The sequence below is a fragment of the Yersinia sp. LJYL362 genome (genome assembly GCF_048323875.1).
The window spans coordinates 1-14,911 of the sequence record NZ_JBLWEX010000193.1 but is presented as its reverse complement, the minus strand read 5'-3'; the positions used below and the strand labels follow the sequence as shown (position 1 = coordinate 14,911).

Here is a 14,911-nt window from a genome sequence, read left to right as displayed (position 1 = left end):
TTGCCAGCCCCGCCCAAATAGTAGGATCTGCGATCCATTCCATATATCTAACTTCACCTTTTATTTCTACGGCTTATGCCACTAAAGCGAATAATGGGCCTATAGCATCAGTTTTTCAAATTTAAATATAAGAAATGGATCATATCAATGGTAAAAAAACAAAAAAATAAAAAAGAAAGAAAATAATCGTAACAGATTGAAAGTATTATTTTTTATGTTCTTTTGTCCAGCCTAGAAGCTGAAGAAACTAACAGACATTTCCTAGTTAAAATTAATGTTATATAATAGATAATCAGTAGAAATGATTATGTGAGCATAATTTGCTCAGAAGAATCATACATCTATAATTAAGTGACATTCATAATATGCTGCAAATATGACCAAATAGCTATTGGTAGCTGTAAAGCCAAGGGCGGTAGCGTTGTTAAATTAAGTAATTACACAGATTATTATTCCAAAGCGAATAATTTTCATTCTCGTTTGAGCTGTAGTGCTTTTAGTACGCAACTTTATAGTGATAAGGATATGTAATGTTACTTCCGGTGATTATGGCTGGCGGAACAGGTAGTCGTCTGTGGCCGATGTCAAGAGAGCTTTATCCTAAGCAATTTTTACGTTTGCATGGGGTAAATTCGATGCTGCAGGAGACGGTAAATCGTCTAGAGGGAATTTCTGTTAGAGAACCAGTCGTCATTTGTAATGAAGAACATCGTTTCCTGGTAGCCGAACAGTTACGACAAATTAATAAACTGTCCCATAATATAATATTAGAGCCCGTTGGACGTAATACTGCCCCCGCCATCGCATTAGCTGCACTCAATGCCATTTCTCAAGGTGACGACCCAATAATGTTGGTGTTGGCTGCCGATCACATCATTAATGATTGCGATGCTTTTCATCAAGCAATCACCGCCGCTATTCCATTCGCCAAAAAAGATAGCCTGGTAACCTTCGGAATTGTGCCAACTGGCCCCGAAACGGGCTATGGTTATATACAGCGCGGTGAATCGACAGTTAATGATATTTCTGAAGCCTTTAAAGTTAAACGCTTTGTCGAAAAGCCTAATTTGGAGACTGCAGAGCAATATATTAATTCAGGCGAATACTATTGGAATAGCGGTATGTTTATGTTCCGCGCCAAACGATATATTCAAGAATTGGATAAGTTCCGACCCGATATTCTTGAAGCCTGTAAAGCGGCACTGAAAGATTCAGATTCTGACAAAGATTTTATTACGATAGATAAAGATAAATTCAGTACCTGCCCGGATGAGTCGATAGACTATGCGGTGATGGAGCAAACCAGCAGCGCCGTAGTTGTACCGCTTGATGCGGGTTGGAGTGATGTGGGGTCGTGGTCTGCGCTCTGGGATGTAAGCAATAAAGATAAACTGGGTAATGCCGTTACGGGTGACACATTCCTGCACGATACACAGAATTGTTATATTAATACGGATGAGAAATTAGTTGCCGCAGTAGGGGTAGATAACTTAGTTATTGTTAGTACCAAAGATGCTGTATTGGTGGTAGATAAATCTAAAGTGCAAGATGTTAAAAAAATTGTTGAGCATCTCAAGCAAACAAAACGCAGTGAATATCGCCGCCATAGAGAGACTTATCGACCTTGGGGCCGTTGCGATATTGTAGTTAATGAGCAACGCTTTAACGTCAATCGTATTACCGTTAAGCCAGGTGGTTCGTTTTCTATGCAGATGCACCATCACCGAGCAGAGCATTGGATTGTATTATCAGGAACGGCAAAAGTAACAATTGGGGACAAGACCTTTTTAATCACAGAAAATCAGTCTACTTTTATTCCTATTGGATCTCTTCATATGCTGGAAAATCCAGGCAAAATTCCACTGGAACTGATTGAAGTTCAATCCGGCTCTTACCTGGGTGATGACGATATCATTAGAGTTAAAGACCACTATGGCCGCTGCTGATTTAGAGGAAACAATGAATACCTTAACTTGTTTTAAAGCTTATGATATCCGTGGTCAATTAGGTTCAGAACTAAATGAAGATATCGCTTATCGTATTGGTCGTGCTTTTGGTGAATATTTAAAACCCAAAAAGATTGTTGTCGGTGGCGATGTACGTTTAACTAGCGAACCATTAAAAATGGCCCTGGCTGAAGGGTTAATGGATGCTGGTAGTGATGTTTGGGATATCGGTTTAAGTGGTACTGAAGAGATTTACTTTGCCACTTTTCACTTAGGCGTTGACGGCGGAATTGAAGTGACTGCCAGCCATAATCCAATGAATTACAACGGTATGAAGTTAGTGCGGGAAGATGCCAAACCTATCAGTGGTGATACTGGTTTACATGATATCCAAAGACTCGCAGAAGAAAATAATTTCACAGCACCGGATCAAAGCAAAAGAGGAAGTTATAAGAAGATTTCGATCCTCAATGAGTATGTTGATCATTTAATGGGTTATATCGATTTTAAAAACTTCACTCGGCCACTAAAACTGGTTATTAATTCTGGCAATGGCGCAGCCGGGCATGTTATTGACGAAATTGAAAAGCGTTTTACTGCTGCTAACCTCCCCATCGAATTTATAAAAGTCCATCACCAACCTGATGGCAATTTCCCCAATGGTATTCCTAACCCGTTATTACCTGAATGCCGGGCGGACACTGCAAAAGCTGTTTCCGAGTTCAGCGCTGATATGGGAATTGCATTTGATGGCGATTTTGACCGTTGCTTCCTGTTCGATGAAAATGCACAATTTATCGAAGGCTACTATATTGTTGGTCTGTTGGCAGAAGCCTTCTTGAAAAAAGAACCAGGAGCAAAGATTATTCATGATCCGCGTTTGACCTGGAATACAATCGACATTGTTGAAAAAGCAGGCGGCATTCCTGTTATGTCAAAAACGGGGCATGCTTTTATAAAGGAAAGAATGCGCAAAGAAGATGCAATATATGGTGGCGAAATGAGTGCTCACCACTATTTCCGAGAGTTCGCCTATTGTGACAGTGGCATGATTCCGTGGTTATTGGTGGCTGAATTACTGTGCGTTAAAAATATGACTTTAAGCCAATTAGTTGGCGACCGCATGAAAGCATTTCCGGCATCTGGTGAAATTAATCGTAATCTGACAAATGCCACGAGTCGTATTGAAAAAATTAGAGCTATTTATGAACCTGATGCAGTTAATGTTGATTTTACTGATGGCATTAGCATTGAATACAGCGACTGGCGTTTTAATTTGAGAACTTCTAATACAGAGCCGGTCGTTCGTTTAAATGTCGAGTCGTTGGATGATACTGTTTTAATGTTTAATAAGACAACAGAATTATTAGAATTACTAGGTGAGGAATAATAGTGAAAGAGATGTTATTGGCGATATACCGCTATAGAGGGTTTATTTTTGGTAGTGTAAAACGTGATTTTCAATCGCGTTATCAGATGAGTATGTTGGGTATTTCTTGGTTAGTATTACAACCTCTATCCATGATAATTGTCTATACTGTTATTTTTTCCCAATTAATGCAAGCTAGACTACCACAAACGACCGGCTCATTTTCATACAGTATCTATTTGTGCTCAGGTATTTTAACCTGGGGGCTTTTTGCAGAGATAATATCTAGAAGCCAAAATGTATTTACCGATAATGCGAATTTATTAAAAAAACTAAATTTCCCTAGAATATGTTTGCCAATAATTATTAGTATTTCTTCTTTAATTAATTTTATTATAATATTTACTATATTTATCTTGTTTTTAATTTTAAGCGGGAACTTTCCTGGTATCGTGATTCTAGCAATGATTCCACTTCTCATATTACAGATAGTATTCTCCATTGGGCTAGGAATGACTGTCGGTGTGATTAATGTTTTCTTCCGAGATGTTGGTCAATTTATTAGTATTCTTCTTCAATTCTGGTTCTGGTTTACTCCAATAGTATATATGGTTGGAACACTCCCCGAGTGGGCTCAACAGTTAATTAGATGGAATCCAATGGCTGGCTTAATTAATTCCTATCAGAATATTTTTGTTCACGGTCAATGGCCGCAATTAGCGCCATTAAAATTAGTAATTGTGTTATCTATCATTTTTTGTTACTTAGGATTTAAACTGTTTAAAAAACATTCGGCAGATATGGTGGATGAATTATAATGAGTAGTATAATAGTAAATAATGTTGGAAAAGCTTATAAGCAATATCCAAATAAATTTAGTAGATTTATTGAGTGGATCTCTATTCCAGCTAAAAAAAGACATACTGAAAAATGGATATTAAGAGATATCACTTTTACTATAAATCCAGGAGATTCTGTAGGTATTATTGGCGTTAATGGTGCAGGAAAAAGTACTTTACTAAAGATGATCACTGGGACGACAACACCTACGACTGGTTCGATACACACCAAGGGAAGGGTTGCAGCATTACTTGAGTTAGGGATGGGTTTTCATCCTGATTTCACGGGGAGACAGAATGCTTATATGGCAGGGCAACTTTTGGGTTTTAGCCAAGAGGAAATCACGAGTATTATGCCGGAGATTGAAAGTTTTGCCGCTGTTGGTGATTATTTCGATAAGCCAGTAAGAACCTATTCTAGTGGGATGCAAGCAAGAGTGGCATTCTCTGTTGCTACTGCTGTAAAACCTGATATTTTAATTGTCGACGAAGCGTTGAGTGTCGGGGATTTAGCGTTTCAAGCTAAGTGCATGCAGCGAATGAATTCGTTATTAGCAGATAAAGTTACTATTCTTTTCGTAAGTCATTCATTGGCACAAGTCAGACAATTTTGTAATAGAGCTATTTATATTGCTGATGGAAAAATTAAATCTATAGGCGATGCGGCGACTGTTTGCGATTTTTATCAAAATGACCTTGTGGAAAAAAAATCCGAAAATAATGAATCTAAAAATATTGAGATTAACTATGCTGACATTGTAGCTGACGATATTAAAGTCGATCCTAATTTACGGGCTAATTCATTGCTCGTCGACACAGGAACCAAGAGCTTAGAGTTTATTAGCTTTGATATTTTAAATTCAGATGGTATAGAAAGTAATACTTTCTATGCTGAGGACGAGGTAGTATTCAGAGCTGCCATTCGATGTAATGATTTTGCCCCAGAAGGAGCTGCTGTAGGGTTATTAATCGGAGATAAGGCTGGTTTTCCGCTACTTAGCATGAATTCAAATTACTATAATAAGAAACTTCCCCTTATGAACAAAGGAATGGTATCTGTTATAACTTGGAAATTTAAAATTCCATTTTTTATGGGAGATTACAGAGTTGATATAGGAATCAAAGAAGATCCGTATTCACCGAACTTCTATGATAGAGTTTTTTGTGCGAAGGTATTTACGGTGAATACCCCTAGCAATCTTTTAAAAAATAATTTTGGAGGGATACTTTATGTTCCGGCAGATGTTGAAGTTTTTAAAAAATAACAAAAATACTACTAAAGTAGATTATTCTCAGAATAGTACTGAATTTCGTGCTACATCTTTTGATCCAAGTTTAGATGAAATTAAAGATTATTCTCTTTATAGTGGTGAGCGGCAGACCTCTAATACAGTTGATGGCATTCGGCGTGATCATACGTCAAGATATGAGTTAGCTATAGATATAATGCGCCAGAAAAAGTACACCATCATAAATGCAGCAGATATTTTTTGTGGGAATGGATATGGCATTTTTATGCTGTCTTCTGAATTTGAACAGGCCAATTTTATTGGTCTCGATGGTTCTTCTGAAGCTATCATAGAAGCTAATAAAAATTACTCTAAAGAAAATAATATTTTTGCTAATAAACTGTTTCCGTTCACACTGCCAATAAATGTATTTGATGTAATAACTTGCTTTGAGTCACTTGAGCACGTAGATAAAGATCAGCAACTTTTTGATGAAATAAAAAAATCATGCAAAAAGGACGGATTGATTATAGTTTCTGTACCTAATCAGGAAAAACACAGTTTAGAATTAAACCCGCATAAATTTCATTTTAGACATTATACACATTTAGATTTTTTATCGAAGTTTGGTAATGGTTTAGAACTGTTGACATGGTATGGACAAAATGTCTATCAATTTGATGAGTATGGGGTCAATACACACCAATTATTGAATGAAAATGAAATGTTGCCCATTGAAAAGGCTCAAGGTCAGGTAAACATATATGTCTTCCAGAAAAGATAGTAAATATATATTTTTTTGGCTACCTTATGATGTGAAATACACTCATAAAACGTTTTTGACGAGCTTATATTTAGCATTAGATAGATTTCCAATAAAAAATTCTATTCATATAGGCCAAAAAAAAATTTTTGAGCCCCCTTCTGCTGATATTCCTGAAAATTGGTTAGCATCATATGACGCTAACATTCCAACAGAAGATTTATTAGCTTCGATCGATAAAATATTAATTGATCCTAAAGTTTTCGATGAATTAGAAAAAAAATACAAATCAAAGAATATTGTTTGGGGGAAGTTATTAACTGAAAGATACTTACCTCTGGAGCCTCTGTTAAGTGACATTTTTAATGATTTAGCATCAAAATATGATATTTCTGCTATTGTTTTGTGGTGCAATATACCTAGTGTTACTTATGTTGCTGAACAGATGAAAATAAAAGTTATACATAATGAAATGGGACCTCTGCGATCTCCAAGTTATGTTGGAACTTGCTATTTTGATTTCAGTGGTGTAAATGGGAATACCGAAGCAAGTAAAAGGTTCACTTCTTTTAGCAAAGAAAAAGATTTTAATGAAACTGAACAATTCGAAAGAAATTACTTACTAAATCTACTTAGAATAGAAAAGCGAGAAAAAGACACAGCAGTTGGTGAAATATATGATATTGGTGTTCCATTACAAGTAGAAGATGACTCAAATATCATTGCATTTTCAAAAGGATTCTCAAATTTAGAGTTGATAACATATTGTCGATCTTTATCGAATAATGTTTTGATTCGTAAACATCCTTATGGATATGTAAATTATTCTGAGATAACTCCAAATAGTGATATGTTAACCCCACAAGAGTTTATAGAGAAATGTCGGAGTATAGTAACTATAAACTCCAGTGTTAGTCTTGAATCTATTTTATATGGAAAAAAAACAACAATTTTAGGTGATTCACCATTCAACTTATTAAACGAAGGTATGGATGAAGAGTCTATTGGTAAGTTTCTTGATTTTATTGTTCTAAATTATTTAATTCCATTAGAGTTTTTATATAATAAAAATTATTATGATTGGCGACTATCAAATCCTAGTGAAAAGGAAATTCGCAACTATCATCTTAACTATTATTTAGAGAAACTTATGGAGAGAACGATGCTTTTTCACGAAATTAGAACAGAATTTACTGAGTTAACTAGTAAGCTTAATGACCTTAACAAGGAAATTTTAGACCTAAGTAATCAGATCTATGAAATTAAGAGTGAATTAGAATATTATAAAAGAGATAACTCTCGTTTATGTGAAGAAATTAACTCAATAAAAATGGGTAAAGGGATATCGTCGGTGATAGTCAAGCCTATAAAATACTTCATTAATTTAGCCAAAAATAAAAAAACAAAAGAATAAAATAAAGCCTATATGAGCTACTAGCTTAGCTTTTATACGAAATAAGTTCTTCCATAAAATTAGTTATGATTTTAAAGGTAAATATGAAAAATAAGGTGCTTTTGTTAAGTACATATCCGTTAATAAAACCACGGCATGGGGGGCAAATAAGATTAGCTAATATTAAAAAAAATTATGAAAATTGGGGTTTTGATGTAATAAATTTTGCTTTATATGAGCCTGAAAACTATCCTAAATGTGATGTAGACTTTCATGATCTACCATTTGATTTTAACTCACCTTATAGGAAATTTGATGGGAAATTAGTTCCTCTCATTACTGACCTTCAGTGTGGGGAATATGTATCGAAAGATAAGGTTTTTTTTGAAAAACTGATACAAATTATACCTACCGATATTGATGTTATACATGTTGAGCAGCCTTGGTTATGGCCTTTGATTGAACGATTAATTAGTGAGTTTCTTGTTAGAAAACCTATATTAGTATATGGCTCACAAAATATTGAATGGATACTTAAAAAAGATATTTTAGAAAGCTATTCAATCAGTGAAGCTGAACCTATAATCCAAAAAATAAAAGAATTAGAGATAAACGCAGCTCAACAAGCTGATATAGTATGTGCTGTAACTGAAAGTGATTCAGAAGTATTATCTAATTATGGTGCACAGAATGTAATTCTAGCCAGAAATGGAATTTCAAAATGGACAGCAGCAAAGGAGCGAATAGATTATTGGCGAAGCCAATTACCAACAGTTCCTTGGCTCCTGTATGTTGCCAGCGGACATCCCCCTAACTTTACAGGCTTTAAAGCTTGTATTGGCGATTCTTTAGCTTGTATACCTCCAGACTCCAAACTTGTCGTCGTGGGTAGTGTGTGCGAAAGTCTTTATAGCCAGTTAGTTGATACTGACTACAATAGTGTGAATCAAAGTAGGCTTCAGTTACTTTATATGCTCTCAGACGAAGATTTAGCTGCAGTAAAGGAACTTGCAACGGCCTTTCTTTTGCCAATTCCACATGGCGGTGGGTCTAATATAAAAACTGCGGAAGCCATTTACTCGAAAAAATATGTTATTGCTACTGAAACAGCGTTAAGAGGTTATGAGCGTTACAAAGATCTTGATAACATAAGGATTTGTTACAGCAGCCAAGATTTTACTTCATCTATCAGAGCTATCTTAAGCGATACATCACAGCGCACTACTGCAGATGAACCGAAGGACCTAAATGATTTGCTTTGGGAGCATTGCCTTCAGATTATTCCACAAACTGTAAAAAAAGTAATTGAGGGAAAATAAATGTCATCTATCTGGATGGACGTTACTACTATTAGTAAATGGAAGCGTCCTGCTGTTGGAATAATTAGAGTTGAAGCAGAATGTGCAAAGTATGCTATTGGGCAAATTGGTGATGATATTAAGTTCTGTGTATATGATCCTGTTATAGGCTATTATGAGGTTAGCCGCGATACTATAAATTCATATTTTACTAATTTTTCTAAATATCCAAAACAGACAATATTAATTGATAATACATCTAAAACAGGGGCCGAACAGAGGCTAAAAACTTTTTTTTTGAAGTATAGCTCTAAATTACCTAGTTCTATCTCATCTTTCTTACACTCATTTCTTGTCAGAAGAAAAAGTGCCTTTATATATTTTCTTGGTAGTGCAAGGTATTTGAAGGCTGGTCTAAAAGAACTCTTCACCAAACATGAAAATAGTACTTTTCATGAAAAGACTAGAACAAATAAATTAGAAAGGAATTGTCCCTTTAAAAATAATGATATTTATTTATCTCTAGGTCTCGATTGGGATCAGAAAGATTTAATTTACTTATACTCTCTTAAAAAAGAGTTCTCTTTAAAAGTTATATTATTTTGCTATGATGTAATTCCAGTGAAACTGCCTCATCTTTGTGTTGGGAATGTTTCAGCGGCTTTTAGGTATTATTTTTCAAATGTGGCGTGGTGTGCTGATAAGATACTATGTATCTCAGACTGTTCTAGAAAAGATCTCCGTGAACTTTTAATTGAAATGGGGACACCGACTCCTGAATTAAATGTAATACAGTTAGGATGTGATCTACCTGATTTGAAAAATAATGAAAATGAAGCAGCTGAATTGCCAGCAGATCTTAAAAATAGTGAGTATATTCTTTTTGTGTCAACAATTGAAAGAAGGAAAAACCATGAAACGTTGTACAAAGCATATGTCAATTTAATAGAAGAAAAATGTAAAAACTTGCCTGTACTCGTATTTGTGGGTATGCCTGGTTGGGGAGTTAATGATTTTCTTCAAGATATTAGCCTTGATCCAAGAGTAAAAGAAAAAATTAAAATTTACAATAACATTGAGGATAGTATGCTCTCACTTTTGTATAGGAACTGTCTTTTCAGTGTATATCCTTCGTTGTATGAAGGCTGGGGACTGCCTATATCTGAAAGTCTGGCATATGGGAAATTTTGCTTAGCTTCAAATGCTGCCTCTATACCAGAAGCTGGCGGAGATTTTATCGAATATGTATCTCCTTGGGATGTAATTGGTTGGGCCGAAGCGCTGAAGAAGTATATTTATTCTAAAGAATTACTTGCTGATAAAGAAAAAAATATAAAGCACTTTTATAAAGTTAACTCGTGGCATTCATCTGCCGAGACTATTTTTGAACATGTAAAAGCTATTGATAAATAAAACAGAGGTTAGAATGAAAACTGCAGTAATTACTGGCATTACAGGCCAAGATGGTGCATATCTGGCTGAATTGTTACTTGAGAAAGGCTATAAAGTTTATGGGACCTACCGTCGTACAAGTTCTGTTAATTTTTGGCGTATTGAAGAGTTAGGTATTGATAAAAATCCTAATTTGCATTTGGTTGAATATGATCTTACCGATCTCTCTGCCAGCATTCGTTTGTTACAAACTACGCAAGCAACTGAAGTGTATAATCTGGCTGCGCAAAGTTTTGTCGGTGTTTCTTTTGACCAACCGGCAACAACGGCGGAAATTACCGGTATTGGGCCACTGAATCTGTTAGAAGCCATTCGTATTGTTAATACTAAAATTCGTTTTTACCAAGCTTCTACCTCTGAAATGTTTGGTAAAGTCCAGGCTATACCACAAGTTGAGGACACGCCTTTCTATCCGCGTAGCCCTTATGGTGTCGCTAAACTATATGCACACTGGATGACAATCAACTATCGTGAAAGTTACGGTATTTTTGGTTGCAGCGGCATTCTGTTTAATCATGAGTCTCCACTGCGTGGCCGTGAATTTGTGACTCGCAAAATTACTGACTCAGTTGCAAAAATTAAATTAGGCAAACTAGATATTCTCGAATTAGGGAATATGGATGCTAAACGTGACTGGGGTTTTGCCAAGGAATACGTAGAAGGTATGTGGCGTATGCTGCAAGCAGATGTCCCTGATACTTTTGTTTTGGCAACTAACCGTACTGAAACGGTACGTGATTTTGTTTCCATGGCATTCAAGGCTGCTGGTTTTAATTTGCGCTTTGAAGGTAAGGATGAGAATGAAATTGGGATTGATGTCGCCACAGGAAAAACTTTAGTTAAAGTTAATCCTAAGTTCTACCGCCCGGCAGAAGTTGAACTGTTAATTGGTAACCCGCAAAAAGCTAAAGATGTGCTGGGTTGGGAACCAAAAACAACCTTAGAAGAACTTTGCCTGATGATGGTTGAAGAAGATCTTCGCCGTAATCAACAAGGTTTCTCATTCTGATGGTAATGAATGGCAAGCGTGCCCTGATCACCGGTATCCAGGGGTTTACGGGCCATTACATGGCAGCGGAGTTATCCGCTGCTGGTTACCGGGTATTTGGTTTAGGCTCACAGCCATCAAATGAGCCAGATTATTTTCAAGTAGATTTGCTTGATGTTAAGAGGCTTATTTCTGTCGTTGAGCAGGTGAGACCACATCTTGTCATTCACCTCGCTGCAATTGCATTTGTCGGTCACGGTGATCCTGCCGCTTTTTATGATGTTAACATTATTGGCACCAGAAATTTATTGGCCGCGTTGAGCCAGGTTGCCGATACTGTAGACGCAGTTTTACTTGCCAGTAGTGCTAATGTTTATGGTAATACCCAAGCTGGGATGTTGAGTGAAACCGCTGTAGTAAACCCTGCAAATGATTATGCCGTCAGTAAGTTAGCCATGGAGTATATGGCTAAATTATGGTCAGAAAAATTGCCCATTATCATTGTTCGTCCTTTTAACTATACCGGTGTTGGGCAATCAGATAATTTCTTACTCCCTAAAATAGTTTCTCACTTCAAACGTAAAGCTGATGAAATAGAGTTAGGGAATTTAGATGTATGGCGCGACTTTACGGATGTTAGAGCATTAGTAAAAGCATATTTAGGACTACTTATAGCCAAACCTATTGGCGAGATTGTTAACGTCTGTTCTGGTAGAACCTATTCATTACGTGACGTCATTACCCTATGTGAGGAAATAACTTCACACAGTCTATCTATTCATGTTAATCCAGCCTTTGTTCGTGCTAATGAAGTAAAAATGTTATGTGGTGACGCGAGCAAATTACAAAATATTGTTAATGGCTGGAATACACCGCCATTAGAACAAACACTACGCTGGATGTTGGAAAACAAATAATGAGAGTGGTTTTTTCTACTGACTCTATTAAATACCCACTGACGGGTATTGGCCGCTATACCTATGAGTTAGCACGACAGTTGCAAAGCAATGATGATATTTCAGAACTCTTATTTTTGCAGGGTAGAAAAATATCTCGTGATTTGCCTACTGTTAAGGCTGAGTCGAATGCTGCTTCAGGGTTGAAAAACGCGTTTAAAAACAATGCAATTGCGAGTGAGTTGCATCGACTTTCAGTACCTTGGCTAAAAAGTCTGGCATTAAGACCTTACCAGAGCTGTATCTATCATAGCCCCAATTTTTTTTTACCCCCTCGAGTTGATAATACTGTTGCAACTTTCCATGATCTCTCGATTTTTAAATGGCCCCAGTGTCATCCAGTAAATCGTGTGCGATACATGCAAAAAGAGTTATTACTGACCTTGAAAAGGGCGAAAGTCTTAATTACCGATTCTGAGTTTACCCGCACTGAACTTGCTGATTATTTTAATTACCCTATTGAACAAATAGTTTCAGCTCCATTAGCTAGTAGTGATGAGTTTTATCCGCGCGAGTATACATCTCTACAAAGTTTAATGACGCGATTGGGCTTGGTGGCGGGGCAGTACACATTATTTACCGGTACTATCGAACCAAGAAAGAATATTTCAACCTTGCTTGATGCTTATGAGAGAATGCCTTTAGAGCTTCGAGCTCGATTTCCATTAGTCATCTGTGGTTTTTCTGGTTGGAATAGCGAGTCCTTGCATCGCCGTTTTGAAAAAGCTGCTCAACAAGGTTGGCTTTTATACCTTGGCTATTTAAGCTCGAATGATTTGCCTTTGCTTTTCTCTGGTGCCAGGACATTTTTATTTCCTTCATTGTATGAGGGGTTTGGCTTACCGGTTCTTGAGGCGATGGCATCAGGTGTTCCTGTTGTTTGCTCAAATTCTGCCTCATTACCTGAGGTTTTAGGTGAGTCTGGTTTGATGTGTGATGCTTTGGATGTTGAGGGATTGGCTACTGCTATCATTAAAAGCCTGGAAGATGAAGATTGGCGGACCATCGCAATAGCAGCTGGTCTCGTCAGGGCTAATACCTTTTCCTGGAAACGATGCGCTCAGGAAACAATTAAAGCCTATAAGCAGGTATTATAATATAATGATAAAAGTACTGCATTTTTATAAAACATATTATCCAGATTCTTTCGGCGGTGTTGAGCAAGTTATTTTTCAATTATGTGAGGGGGGGGGGAGTCGTGATATTGATTCGACAGTGCTTTCTTTAAGTAAACGTGGCAGTATTGTAAATAAAAAAATAGGATCACATACAGTATACTGTTCACCAGTGAACTTTGAAGCAGCGTCAACTCCATTTTCATTTCAAGCGCTTAAAGATTTTAAAAAACTGGCTAATCAGGCTGATGTAATTCATTACCATTTTCCATTCCCTTTTATGGATATGGTTCACTTTCTTTCTGGTATTAATAAACCTACAGTTGTTAGTTATCATTCGGATATTGTCAAACAAAAAAATATTTTAAAAATATATGCACCGTTAATGAATCGATTTCTTGGTAGTGTTTCTCGGATTGTTGCTGCGTCTCCAAATTATGTCGCTACTAGCGTAACTTTAAAAAAATTCGCTAATAAAGTGAGTGTTATCCCTTATGGCCTTGATGAGAAATCTTATCCGATAGCAACATTAGAACGCTTGGAATTATGGAAAAATAAATTTGGTTCGCGTTTTTTCCTGTTTGTGGGTGCCTTTCGTTATTATAAAGGCCTGCATATTCTTATCAAGGCAGCTCAAAATTCTACTTACCCGATTGTTATTGTCGGGGCAGGGCCTATCGAGTCGGAACTGAAAAAACAGGTAGAAGAGTTAAAAATTGAGAATATCCATTTTCTTGGCGCTGTATCCGATGAAGATAAAGCCGCACTTTTGACTCTCTGTTATGCAGTAGTTTTCCCATCTCATTTACGTTCTGAGGCTTTCGGTATCACTTTATTAGAAGGCGCGATGTATGGTAAGCCTCTAATCTCAAGCGAAATCGGGACAGGAACAACATTTATAAATGTTGATCAACATACTGGAATAGTTGTTCCTCCATCGGATCCTGCGGCATTGAGAATTGCTATGGATAAATTATGGGATAATGTTGAGCTGTCAGAAAAATTTGGTCACAATGCTAGAAGTCGTTATTTAGACAATTTCACCTCTGACAAAATGGTTTCAAGCTATATTGATTTATATAATGAAATTATTGACAAATAATTGTTAACTTTAGCACTCATATTATTGTATAAAATTTATTTTTATTAATAGTCTAACATTCATTCAACTTCCTGTTCATGACACTGGATGAAATATTTACTGATAGTTTCATAAAGTAATCAGGAACATTCTGATGTAAGCTTTTCCGTAGATAAATGAATAATGAACAACTCAAGCTTATTTTTTCTTAATCCGCAGAATTAATCTAACCAGATTTAACTGTTTAAAGTTGCAGAGGTCATAGCAATGAAGTGTTTGAAAGCAGTCATTCCTGTTGCCGGGCTTGGCACCCGCATGTTGCCAGCCACCAAGGCGATTCCGAAAGAAATGCTGCCAGTAGTTGATAAGCCCCTGATTCAATATATTGTTAATGAATGTGTTGCTGCCGGGGTCAAAGAGATCGTACTGGTGAGCCACTCTTCGAAGAACGCAATAGAAAACCATTTTGATACTTCATTTGA

13 protein-coding genes are annotated in these 14,911 nt (G+C 36.5%); all 13 read left to right on the top strand.

Translation table 11 applies throughout. From position 1 onward, the window contains the following. The first annotated feature begins 530 nt into the window (after positions 1 to 530). The gene (locus ACNSO8_RS09805; protein WP_418394484.1) at positions 531 to 1,946 is read left to right on the top strand and encodes a mannose-1-phosphate guanylyltransferase/mannose-6-phosphate isomerase; all 1,416 of its coding nucleotides are present in this window, start codon (positions 531 to 533) and stop codon (positions 1,944 to 1,946) included. 13 nt (positions 1,947 to 1,959) lie between these two features. Then, on the top strand, positions 1,960 to 3,336 hold the full coding sequence (gene cpsG / locus ACNSO8_RS09800) for a phosphomannomutase CpsG (RefSeq protein ID WP_418394487.1): 1,377 nt from the start codon (positions 1,960 to 1,962) through the stop codon (positions 3,334 to 3,336). A gap of 11 nt (positions 3,337 to 3,347) precedes the next feature. Further along, entirely contained in the window at positions 3,348 to 4,133 is a 786-nt protein-coding gene (locus tag ACNSO8_RS09795) for an ABC transporter permease (protein ID WP_418394486.1), read from the top strand. After that, positions 4,133 to 5,419 carry an ABC transporter ATP-binding protein gene (locus tag ACNSO8_RS09790; protein ID WP_418394483.1) on the top strand — a complete coding sequence of 429 codons (1,287 nt, stop codon included), beginning with the start codon at positions 4,133 to 4,135 and terminating at the stop codon, positions 5,417 to 5,419. The genes ACNSO8_RS09795 and ACNSO8_RS09790 overlap by 1 nt, the downstream gene beginning before the upstream one ends. Next, entirely contained in the window at positions 5,385 to 6,167 is a 783-nt protein-coding gene (locus ACNSO8_RS09785) for a class I SAM-dependent methyltransferase (protein WP_418394482.1), read from the top strand. The genes ACNSO8_RS09790 and ACNSO8_RS09785 overlap by 35 nt, the downstream gene beginning before the upstream one ends. After that, a complete protein-coding gene (locus tag ACNSO8_RS09780) occupies positions 6,148 to 7,560 on the top strand; it encodes a GT99 family glycosyltransferase N-terminal domain-containing protein (RefSeq protein ID WP_418394481.1) in 1,413 nt (470 codons plus the stop codon). The genes ACNSO8_RS09785 and ACNSO8_RS09780 overlap by 20 nt, the downstream gene beginning before the upstream one ends. Before the next feature lie 83 nt (positions 7,561 to 7,643). Then, positions 7,644 to 8,858 (top strand): hypothetical protein, encoded by a 1,215-nt coding sequence (locus ACNSO8_RS09775; protein WP_418394480.1) that lies wholly within the window; start codon positions 7,644 to 7,646, stop codon positions 8,856 to 8,858. Next, the gene (locus tag ACNSO8_RS09770) at positions 8,859 to 10,250 is read left to right on the top strand and encodes a glycosyltransferase family 4 protein (RefSeq protein WP_418394479.1); all 1,392 of its coding nucleotides are present in this window, start codon (positions 8,859 to 8,861) and stop codon (positions 10,248 to 10,250) included. 13 nt (positions 10,251 to 10,263) lie between these two features. Then, positions 10,264 to 11,298, top strand: coding sequence for a GDP-mannose 4,6-dehydratase (gene gmd, locus ACNSO8_RS09765; protein ID WP_418394478.1), 1,035 nt, complete (start codon positions 10,264 to 10,266; stop codon positions 11,296 to 11,298). A 5-nt stretch (positions 11,299 to 11,303) separates the two neighbouring features. Beyond that, complete coding sequence (locus ACNSO8_RS09760; protein ID WP_418394485.1) at positions 11,304 to 12,194, top strand: GDP-mannose 4,6-dehydratase; 891 nt, start codon at positions 11,304 to 11,306, stop codon at positions 12,192 to 12,194. Beyond that, complete coding sequence (locus ACNSO8_RS09755; protein WP_418394477.1) at positions 12,194 to 13,330, top strand: glycosyltransferase family 4 protein; 1,137 nt, start codon at positions 12,194 to 12,196, stop codon at positions 13,328 to 13,330. The genes ACNSO8_RS09760 and ACNSO8_RS09755 overlap by 1 nt, the downstream gene beginning before the upstream one ends. A gap of 4 nt (positions 13,331 to 13,334) precedes the next feature. Continuing rightward, a complete protein-coding gene (locus ACNSO8_RS09750) occupies positions 13,335 to 14,450 on the top strand; it encodes a glycosyltransferase family 4 protein (protein ID WP_418394476.1) in 1,116 nt (371 codons plus the stop codon). Between the two features lie 246 nt (positions 14,451 to 14,696). After that, positions 14,697 to 14,911: sugar phosphate nucleotidyltransferase (locus tag ACNSO8_RS09745; protein WP_418394475.1), on the top strand; the 215-nt coding region annotated here is incomplete at its 3' end.

What these genes read in the sequence shown, in the direction of transcription:
- ACNSO8_RS09805 (WP_418394484.1), top strand. Translation starts at nt 531, where the DNA reads ATGTTACTTCCGGTGATTATGGCTGGCGGAACAGGTAGTCGTCTGTGG.
- cpsG (WP_418394487.1), top strand. Translation starts at nt 1,960, where the DNA reads ATGAATACCTTAACTTGTTTTAAAGCTTATGATATCCGTGGTCAATTA.
- ACNSO8_RS09795 (WP_418394486.1), top strand. Translation starts at nt 3,348, where the DNA reads ATGTTATTGGCGATATACCGCTATAGAGGGTTTATTTTTGGTAGTGTA.
- ACNSO8_RS09790 (WP_418394483.1), top strand. Translation starts at nt 4,133, where the DNA reads ATGAGTAGTATAATAGTAAATAATGTTGGAAAAGCTTATAAGCAATAT.
- ACNSO8_RS09785 (WP_418394482.1), top strand. Translation starts at nt 5,385, where the DNA reads ATGTTCCGGCAGATGTTGAAGTTTTTAAAAAATAACAAAAATACTACT.
- ACNSO8_RS09780 (WP_418394481.1), top strand. Translation starts at nt 6,148, where the DNA reads ATGTCTTCCAGAAAAGATAGTAAATATATATTTTTTTGGCTACCTTAT.
- ACNSO8_RS09775 (WP_418394480.1), top strand. Translation starts at nt 7,644, where the DNA reads ATGAAAAATAAGGTGCTTTTGTTAAGTACATATCCGTTAATAAAACCA.
- ACNSO8_RS09770 (WP_418394479.1), top strand. Translation starts at nt 8,859, where the DNA reads ATGTCATCTATCTGGATGGACGTTACTACTATTAGTAAATGGAAGCGT.
- gmd (WP_418394478.1), top strand. Translation starts at nt 10,264, where the DNA reads ATGAAAACTGCAGTAATTACTGGCATTACAGGCCAAGATGGTGCATAT.
- ACNSO8_RS09760 (WP_418394485.1), top strand. Translation starts at nt 11,304, where the DNA reads ATGAATGGCAAGCGTGCCCTGATCACCGGTATCCAGGGGTTTACGGGC.
- ACNSO8_RS09755 (WP_418394477.1), top strand. Translation starts at nt 12,194, where the DNA reads ATGAGAGTGGTTTTTTCTACTGACTCTATTAAATACCCACTGACGGGT.
- ACNSO8_RS09750 (WP_418394476.1), top strand. Translation starts at nt 13,335, where the DNA reads ATGATAAAAGTACTGCATTTTTATAAAACATATTATCCAGATTCTTTC.